Genomic DNA, 7367 nt, shown 5'->3' on the forward strand with positions numbered 1-7367 from the left:
AGAAAATATTCAATCTATCAACCACAAGAACATTACAGATTTATATCCTCATAACTATAAAACATTAAACTCAAACGTTGTAGAAGAATAATTATATCTCACAAGATGTACTTGCTCGGGTGCATACACAATAACAGAAGAGCAAAAAGTAGCTTTAATCGCTATAAACGAAAAAATAGCTTTAGAAGAAGCAAAAGCTATTAAGAGATACGAAATACTTCAAAAAGAATTAGATCAAATGGTAGTAAACCAAACGATTTGGGATTACAACATCGATTTCAAAATTGGTTGTTTTACTTTTGACGAAGCTTTAAATAAAAAATACAATACCGAGCAAGGTGATTTTGTGTATGAATGCCATGTAGCTTCGTTTACAGCCTATATGATGAGAAAAGAGCATCCTGAATGGAATGAGATTGATTATTTGCGAGGAACAATTTTAGATGGTTACAGGTTTTGTTACACCTTTTATTGTATTTTATACTACTCTAATTTAAGTATTCAAGAAATTTTATTAATACAAGCTATTTGGATCGAAATTCCAGTAGATTATCAATGGGAAGTTGAATTAATTAAAATTTCAGAATGAGGACTTTTGTAGCATTAGATTTTGAAACAGCGAATCATAATAGGAGTAGCGTTTGTAGCATTGGGATGGTAGTTGTAGAGAATGGAATTATTATAGACACCTATTATAGTTTAATAAAACCTTTTCCAAATTATTATAATTCTTTAAATACTGATATACATAATTTAACTTTTTTAGATACATTTGAGGCAAAGTCCTTTCATGAATTATGGGATGATATTTCTAGAAGAATAGGGAATAAACCAATTGTCGCTCATAATGTAAGTTTTGATAAGAGTTGTTTGTTAGCAGTGCTTAATAGTTATAATCTAGCAATGCCATCTCATACGTTTTATTGTACCTACAAAAAAGCAAAAGAGGTGGTTCCAAATTTGCCTAGTTACAAATTGACCAACGTGGCAGCCCATTTTGGGTATGAGTTAAATAATCAACATATTGCGTTAGCTGATGCTGAAGCATGCGCGCATATTGCTATGAATATTTTTTGAAAATTAATATTAATAAAATATGGAAATTAATCTAATTGAAAATTTACTTGAAAAAGCATTGATAATAAAAAGAAAAAATGCTGATATTGAAGAGTACACTGGCGAAAACTTTAATATTTTTAATATTCTTAACTTGAATAATAAAGAATTAATACATTCAGCTTTTATTGGAAATCTTCTCAATGTACAAGGAAATCACGGTCAAAAAGATCTTTTTTTGAAACTATTTATTGCTGAAATTAAAAATCTTTTTTTTGAAAATGATCAAAAAATTTTACTACTAAATAATTTTGAGACTTTAAATAGTTATGTTAAGATAGAAGAATATTTAGGATTGGTCAATTATGAAAGTGAAGAAGGTGGTAGAGCGGATATTGTTATAAAAAACAATAAACATCAATTAGTCATTGAAAATAAAATTTACGCATTAGATCAACCTTCTCAATTAATAAGATATAAAAAATACTATTCTAATTCACCTATTTTATATTTGACTTTAAATGGAGATATACCTTCAAATAATTCTCAAAAAGATTTAATAAATGGAAATGATTTTATTTGTATTTCATATAAAAATAATATTATCAATTGGATTGAAAAATGTATTAAAGAGATGGCAAATAAGCCAATAATTAGAGAAACTTTAAATCAATATTTAACATTAATTAAGCAATTAACTAACCAAACAACAAATAACAAGATGGAACAAGAATTAACAGATCTTATATTAAGTAATGAAAATAATTATAATGCTTTTAAAGCACTACTCCAAAATCAAAATGATATAACTTCTAAATTAGTTCATGATTCTTCAGAAATTTTTATTGAAAAAGTTTTAAATGTAGTAGCTCAACGAAATGCTTTAGACTTAAAAATTGATGATGGTTTTTTTCAAGGTAAAAAACAAACTGGAGTTACTTTTTATAATGCTGATATTTTGAAAGATCTTTGTATTGAAATTGAATTTCAAGAAAGTGGATTAAAACTTCCTGCTATTGCTTGTTCAGTCAACCAAATTAAAAAATCTCAAAAGCATGAAAATTTAGCGTTCAAATTTCAAAAATCATTTAGTAATGGTGAAGTTGAATCAAGCCATGATCGCTTTCTTTTTTCTTTATACACTAAATCTAGCGATATGTTAGGTATTCATAATATAGACTTACAAGAATTAAAATTTAATCAAAACCAGATACCTGATTTAATTGAAATTTACGATAGTATTATAGATAGATTTTTATCGGTAATTAAAAATGAATATAATTAAAAAATAGAACTCCCGAAATTTAAATTTCGGGAGTTTTATTTAATAGGACATATTTTGTCTGCTTAACAGGTTACATTTGAAGAAAATGAAACAACAATGGAAAATATTAATTGGTACTACAGCGACTTCTTTAAACAATTGAACTACATGGCCTTTTGCGAAGAACCTGAATTTTGCGAGGCTTTAGCGTATATACTTACATTTAAAAAGTACGAGAATTTAAGAGTAACACCACATACATTCTCTATTGAAATTTCAAATGCCGACATTCATATTTTTATTATTCATACGGTGCTTTTTCAACAGAAAGAATATTCAAAGGTAAAAGAATTAAAGAATGTTCATTTTGTATCTTTTGGTAAAGAACTTGCCGAAATGCATGAATTCAGCGAAATGAAAAGCGAAATAAAGTACATCAGTAAAAAAATGTTAATGGCAACGGTGGAGGCATTAACAGCGAATAAATTAGTGCGAAGTATGAATGATTTTATCGAAACAGATGGACTGTAGTTATGCCTAAAACAATTAAGTTATACCTTGACGATTTACGACCCATTCCTAATGAATTTATTGGAGTGCGTACTTATACAGAATTTATTAATTACATCAATCAAAACGGACTACCAGATTTTATTTCGTTTGATCACGATCTTGGATTGGAAGAAAGCGGTTTCGATTGTGCCAAATGGTTGGTTAATTATTGCTTAGATAAAAAGATAGGGTTGCCAGAATTTACCGTTCATAGTCAAAATCCCGTGGGAAAGAAAAACATTGAATCGCTATTAAATAATTTCATTAAAAACAATGACTCAAATTCTCTATAAAAATAAAACTATTGTTGCATTTTCAGACACGCATGGTAAACACAGAGAAATGCGATATACAAGTGCAGATATTGTACTTTTTTTGGGCGACGCATGTGATTTTGGAAATAATGCACATTTACAAGATTTTTTAGAGTGGTTTATTCAATATCCTGCAAAACACAAATTGTTTGTTGCAGGAAATCATGAATTGCAGTGGCAGTTTGAACCTGATGAATTTTTAAGCTTTTTTCCAAAAAACTGTATTTTTTTAGAAAATAGATTCATGAAGATAGAAGGTATAACATTTGTATCTGTACCAGCCACAATGGGGTTACTAGAATATCCTCAGTTAAAAGTACCTGAAAAAGTAGATTTTCTATTAACACATGCACCTCCATATGGTATTTTAGATGTTAATATGGGATGTCCTACGCTATTAAAATATGTTAGTAAATTAAAACCTAGAAATCATTTATTTGGACACATTCATGAAACAGGAGGTAAATTTTTAGAGATAGAAAAAACAATTTTTAATAATGTTTCTGTATATCATCAACTAGACTTTTAATGGTTCCCATTGAGATAACATATCTAATATATCGTCCATTACTAACGACCAAAATAGGTTTATTTCTTTATTATTTTCATCATATGGAATTAAAGCTTCTATAGAGGATGTACTAATGTTTTTAATATCAATTACTTCATCAATAGATAAGTATGCGGCTCTTAATAATTGATGTTTTTTATTTTTTAATGAAGTATAAGTGTCTAATTCGATTTCAATAAGTTCACTAAGTTTTTTCCATTCAAAAAAAGCAATAGTTTGGGATAGCGCTTTTTGATGCATTTCAATTGTTCTATCAACAAGTTTAGGTTTTATTTCATCAACAAAAAGAAATTCTGTTAATACAAGAATTTGCCATTCATGAAGCATTTTAGAATAATCGATTCCTAATTTACAAGAAAGAATAAATTTTTCATAGAATTTATCTCTATAATCATATGTTGAAACGTGAGGTAACAAATCATCTTTTTTATTAAAATGATTTATAGTACGTAATAGATAGGCTAACCATAAAGGTAAACCAAGATTTTTTTCAAAATCTTCATAATATTCTAGAAAGCAATCAGAGGTATCTCTGTTTTTTGTATTTTTCCAATCATCAATCAAATCATAATAATACATTTTTTTTGCAATGCTGTTATCAAAGGCAGATAATTTTGTCATGAAGGAATTTTAAATTCAATCAAATATATAAAAAGAAAAAGTGATTTAATTTGTTAATCTAATAATTGTAATTGTTAGAATATTAAATATATAATGTAATGACACACATTGTCGTGTTAAGTATTTATTTTTAACAAAAATAAATACATGATAAATAAAATACTTATTAATAATACAGAAATAGAAATCAGTAAAATTTATCAAATGAAGACTTATGATTCATTGATAGAAGGGACTTATGATAAAGAATTGAATGATGATGTTTTAGTTGATATAAAGCAACGCGCTAAACGTGTGTTCTATAGAGATTATAGTTTTATTGTAGATCCTCGTGTCAATGAAGATGATAATTTTCCGGAGTTTTGTATTATTTTAGAATTAATGATTTTTAAGCCTTTTAAGGATTTAGATAAAGATTATTCTGCTTTAACAGTGATTTGTTTTCAAGATGAATATGCATTTCCAATATCAAGTAAAAATTTATATCATTTAAAGGAAATACCTTTTGAGTTAATATGTAAAGAATATAATTTTTAGTAGTAAAAATCATTTTTATATTATTTTAAATATTCATTTTTAGTTATATATTTAACACCAAATGTTAAAGTAATAACACAAGATGAAAATCAATAAGATAAAGCTTAAGCTGGTTGAATGTGGTAGAACCAACAAATGGTTGGCAGAAAAGTTAGGTAAAAGCGAAGTAACTGTTTCAAGATGGTGTACAAATGAAGTTCAACCTTCGATGGAAACTTTGCTAGAAATTGCTAAGCACTTAGACGTTGATATAATAGAATTGTTGAACTCATCAAAGAATATAAAATGAATTACTCCTTAAGTTTTACAGGTGGGGCTTTACTATATGAAGAATCTAAAATCTTAATCAACTCTGTTACTGATTTAGAAAAGTATTTTGAAGGAGATTTTATTTTAAACAGTGATGTGTTAAAAACAAATTCTGAATCATCTAGAAAAAGATTGAAGAATGAAATTGATAGAAGATTAAAAAAATTAAATACTTCTTATATTACTTTTTTCAATGATACAAATGAAACGGATCAAAAAATAATTTTATTCCTATCTATATGCAAGTTATATAACATAATTACAGAGTTTTGTTTAGAAGTTGTATATAAAAAGTGGATTAATTTTGATAATGAATTGAGTACTTATGATTTTAAATATTTTTTAGCAAACAAGTTAAGTGAAGAGCAACTGAATTCTATTTCTGAGGGAACACATTATAAGTTATCACAAATAGCTATTAAAATATTTAAAGATTTAGGAATGTATAAAGATGGTATTATTCAACCTATAAAGCCTTCTGATAGATTAATTGATTTATTGAATCAACAAAAAGATATATGGTTTTTCGACTGTATTTTAGTTAATGGTAAAAGTTTAAATTAGTTATGATTTCAAATAAAATAGAACAAATATTTTCATTGCTGTCAGATGAAGCTTTTAAAGATCCAAATACAGGTTTGTTGTTTTTTCCAGCTTATATCTATACTTATGATCCCAAAGAGGAATATGAAATAAGAAAACAAATCAACACGTTAAATGAGCAATTAAAACGTCCATCTAATAGCTTAAACTGCCTAGTAATTAATGTTTTTTACGAGTTTATTGAATTTTTGAAAAATCAGTCTTTTGCAGGAAGATCATTAATTGATGAAATTATAGAACTTGAAGAATCTGATGTTCAAGAAGCATCGGAATATTTAAAAGAAAAGGCACAGGATCAAGGAGAATTCATTGATTATCTAGGTAATAAAATAAGTAATTATTTTGAAGCAAAGGATGATGCTAAAGTCTATTTGTTAGTATATGGATTTGGATCGATATTTCCTTATTTGAGAGTATCACATTTTTTAAAAAATACAGAAAAGCATATTAAAAATCATAAACTTATTGTCTTTTACCCAGGGTCATTTACAATGGCAAATTACTCTCTTTTCGGTGAATTTAATGATGACAATTTATATAGAGCAAACCATTTAAACCAATTACTATAAAACATGAAATTAAAATACATCTACGATAAAGACATCACACGACACATAAACCCAGCAGTTGTAGTTAGTGAATTAGAAGAAAATAGAATTGAACAAGAAATTAATGAATATGTTTTTACAACAGATATTGTAACCAATATTTATAAATTTCTTAATGCCATCTCTCAAAAAAAAGAAGGTAAAACCGGAGTTTGGGTTTCTGGTTATTATGGAAGTGGTAAATCGCATTTTATTAAATATTTATTTTACTGTTTAAATAGTAATACTCGAGAATTAGCATTTGAAAGATATAAAAATGCCATTTCTAATTTAAAATTAGATGATTTATCAGAGGTAACTTTATCTAATGTACAGTTAATACAAAATATATTAGATAAGACTAATATTAATGAAATCATATTTAATGTTGATGCTGTATCTGGAACGGTTAAAAACAACAATACAATCACACGTATTTTGTTTAATCAATTAAATGCAAAAAGAGGGTACAACACTTCAAATATTGCGATAGCATTATTAATTGAAAAACATTTTGATCAAATGGGATTGTTTGATCAATTTAAATCAAAAATAAAAGAAGAAATTAAAGAGCAATGGACAGACGCAAAGATTCGTGATATCATAAGAATGCGTTTGGCTAAAGTTATTGATATAGCTTATGAATTGGATAATACAATTGATAAGGAGGCTTTAAGAAATGCTATAAAAGACGATCAAGATTATAGAATTGATGAGTTTATACAAGAGATAAAGGAGTATGTTGACCAACAAGAAGACAACTTTAAATTAATATTTTTAATGGATGAAGTATCTCAATATATTGGCTCAAATACTGATTTATTATTGATGTAAATTCTGGTGAAAGTGACCAGTATATTCTGGTTTAAAGTGACCAGTGTAAATGAGGTTTAAAAGCACGGTCAAAAAGTAGTTACTAAAGTACTAAAATAATGGTGTTATTGTTTCCTTTT

At 26.8% G+C, this 7367-nt stretch carries 12 protein-coding genes; 11 read left to right on the forward strand and 1 reads right to left on the reverse strand.

Annotation, left to right across the window (positions count from 1 at the left end):
- Nucleotides 1–238 precede the first annotated feature (238 nt).
- The 6 genes from H4K35_RS15265 (at nucleotide 239) to H4K35_RS15290 (ending at nucleotide 3715) form a co-directional block, all read left to right on the forward strand.
- Entirely contained in the window at nucleotides 239–589 is a 351-nt protein-coding gene (locus tag H4K35_RS15265) for a hypothetical protein (RefSeq protein ID WP_182628774.1), read from the forward strand.
- Nucleotides 586–1077, forward strand: a complete 492-nt coding sequence (locus H4K35_RS15270; protein ID WP_182628775.1) for a 3'-5' exonuclease — start codon at nucleotides 586–588, stop codon at nucleotides 1075–1077. The genes H4K35_RS15265 and H4K35_RS15270 overlap by 4 nt, the downstream gene beginning before the upstream one ends.
- 19 nt (nucleotides 1078–1096) lie before the next feature.
- Nucleotides 1097–2341 carry a PD-(D/E)XK nuclease family protein gene (locus tag H4K35_RS15275; RefSeq protein WP_182628776.1) on the forward strand — a complete coding sequence of 415 codons (1245 nt, stop codon included), beginning with the start codon at nucleotides 1097–1099 and terminating at the stop codon, nucleotides 2339–2341.
- A 96-nt stretch (nucleotides 2342–2437) separates the two neighbouring features.
- A complete protein-coding gene (locus tag H4K35_RS15280; RefSeq protein WP_182628777.1) occupies nucleotides 2438–2851 on the forward strand; it encodes a hypothetical protein in 414 nt (137 codons plus the stop codon).
- A 2-nt stretch (nucleotides 2852–2853) separates the two neighbouring features.
- Nucleotides 2854–3165, forward strand: a complete 312-nt coding sequence (locus tag H4K35_RS15285) for a cyclic-phosphate processing receiver domain-containing protein (RefSeq protein WP_220497703.1) — start codon at nucleotides 2854–2856, stop codon at nucleotides 3163–3165.
- On the forward strand, nucleotides 3146–3715 hold the full coding sequence (locus tag H4K35_RS15290; RefSeq protein ID WP_182628778.1) for a metallophosphoesterase: 570 nt from the start codon (nucleotides 3146–3148) through the stop codon (nucleotides 3713–3715). Before H4K35_RS15285 ends, H4K35_RS15290 begins: the two co-directional genes overlap by 20 nt.
- Here the strand turns inward: H4K35_RS15290 and H4K35_RS15295 are convergent.
- On the reverse strand, nucleotides 3704–4378 hold the full coding sequence (locus H4K35_RS15295) for a hypothetical protein (protein ID WP_182628779.1): 675 nt from the start codon (nucleotides 4376–4378) through the stop codon (nucleotides 3704–3706). The two genes, H4K35_RS15290 and H4K35_RS15295, sit on opposite strands and share 12 nt — an antisense overlap.
- Nucleotides 4379–4525: 147 nt before the next feature.
- On the opposite strand from H4K35_RS15295, the gene H4K35_RS15300 reads away from it, so the two are divergent.
- From H4K35_RS15300 to H4K35_RS15320, 5 genes are all read left to right on the forward strand, one after another.
- Nucleotides 4526–4915: a hypothetical protein gene (locus H4K35_RS15300; protein WP_182628780.1), complete on the forward strand. Its 390-nt coding sequence runs from the start codon at nucleotides 4526–4528 to the stop codon at nucleotides 4913–4915.
- 82 nt (nucleotides 4916–4997) lie between these two features.
- Nucleotides 4998–5204: a helix-turn-helix transcriptional regulator gene (locus tag H4K35_RS15305; RefSeq protein ID WP_182628781.1), complete on the forward strand. Its 207-nt coding sequence runs from the start codon at nucleotides 4998–5000 to the stop codon at nucleotides 5202–5204.
- A complete protein-coding gene (locus H4K35_RS15310) occupies nucleotides 5201–5788 on the forward strand; it encodes a BrxA family protein (protein ID WP_182628782.1) in 588 nt (195 codons plus the stop codon). Before H4K35_RS15305 ends, H4K35_RS15310 begins: the two co-directional genes overlap by 4 nt.
- Nucleotides 5789–5790: 2 nt before the next feature.
- Nucleotides 5791–6396, forward strand: coding sequence for a BREX protein BrxB domain-containing protein (locus H4K35_RS15315; protein WP_182628783.1), 606 nt, complete (start codon nucleotides 5791–5793; stop codon nucleotides 6394–6396).
- Nucleotides 6397–6399: 3 nt separating this feature from the next.
- Nucleotides 6400–7248, forward strand: a complete 849-nt coding sequence (locus H4K35_RS15320) for a hypothetical protein (protein WP_182628784.1) — start codon at nucleotides 6400–6402, stop codon at nucleotides 7246–7248.
- The last annotated feature ends 119 nt before the right edge of the window (nucleotides 7249–7367 follow it).

Source organism: Myroides sp. NP-2 (genome assembly GCF_014145665.1).
Classification (GTDB): Bacteria; Bacteroidota; Bacteroidia; order Flavobacteriales; family Flavobacteriaceae; genus Flavobacterium.

Coding starts and splice junctions, on each gene's coding strand:
- H4K35_RS15270 (WP_182628775.1), top strand. CDS start 586: ATGAGGACTTTTGTAGCATTAGATTTTGAAACAGCGAATCATAATAGG.
- H4K35_RS15305 (WP_182628781.1), top strand. CDS start 4,998: ATGAAAATCAATAAGATAAAGCTTAAGCTGGTTGAATGTGGTAGAACC.
- H4K35_RS15280 (WP_182628777.1), top strand. CDS start 2,438: ATGGAAAATATTAATTGGTACTACAGCGACTTCTTTAAACAATTGAAC.
- H4K35_RS15300 (WP_182628780.1), top strand. CDS start 4,526: ATGATAAATAAAATACTTATTAATAATACAGAAATAGAAATCAGTAAA.
- H4K35_RS15290 (WP_182628778.1), top strand. CDS start 3,146: ATGACTCAAATTCTCTATAAAAATAAAACTATTGTTGCATTTTCAGAC.
- H4K35_RS15310 (WP_182628782.1), top strand. CDS start 5,201: ATGAATTACTCCTTAAGTTTTACAGGTGGGGCTTTACTATATGAAGAA.
- H4K35_RS15315 (WP_182628783.1), top strand. CDS start 5,791: ATGATTTCAAATAAAATAGAACAAATATTTTCATTGCTGTCAGATGAA.
- H4K35_RS15295 (WP_182628779.1), bottom strand. CDS start 4,378: ATGACAAAATTATCTGCCTTTGATAACAGCATTGCAAAAAAAATGTAT.
- H4K35_RS15285 (WP_220497703.1), top strand. CDS start 2,854: ATGCCTAAAACAATTAAGTTATACCTTGACGATTTACGACCCATTCCT.
- H4K35_RS15275 (WP_182628776.1), top strand. CDS start 1,097: ATGGAAATTAATCTAATTGAAAATTTACTTGAAAAAGCATTGATAATA.
- H4K35_RS15265 (WP_182628774.1), top strand. CDS start 239: ATGGTAGTAAACCAAACGATTTGGGATTACAACATCGATTTCAAAATT.
- H4K35_RS15320 (WP_182628784.1), top strand. CDS start 6,400: ATGAAATTAAAATACATCTACGATAAAGACATCACACGACACATAAAC.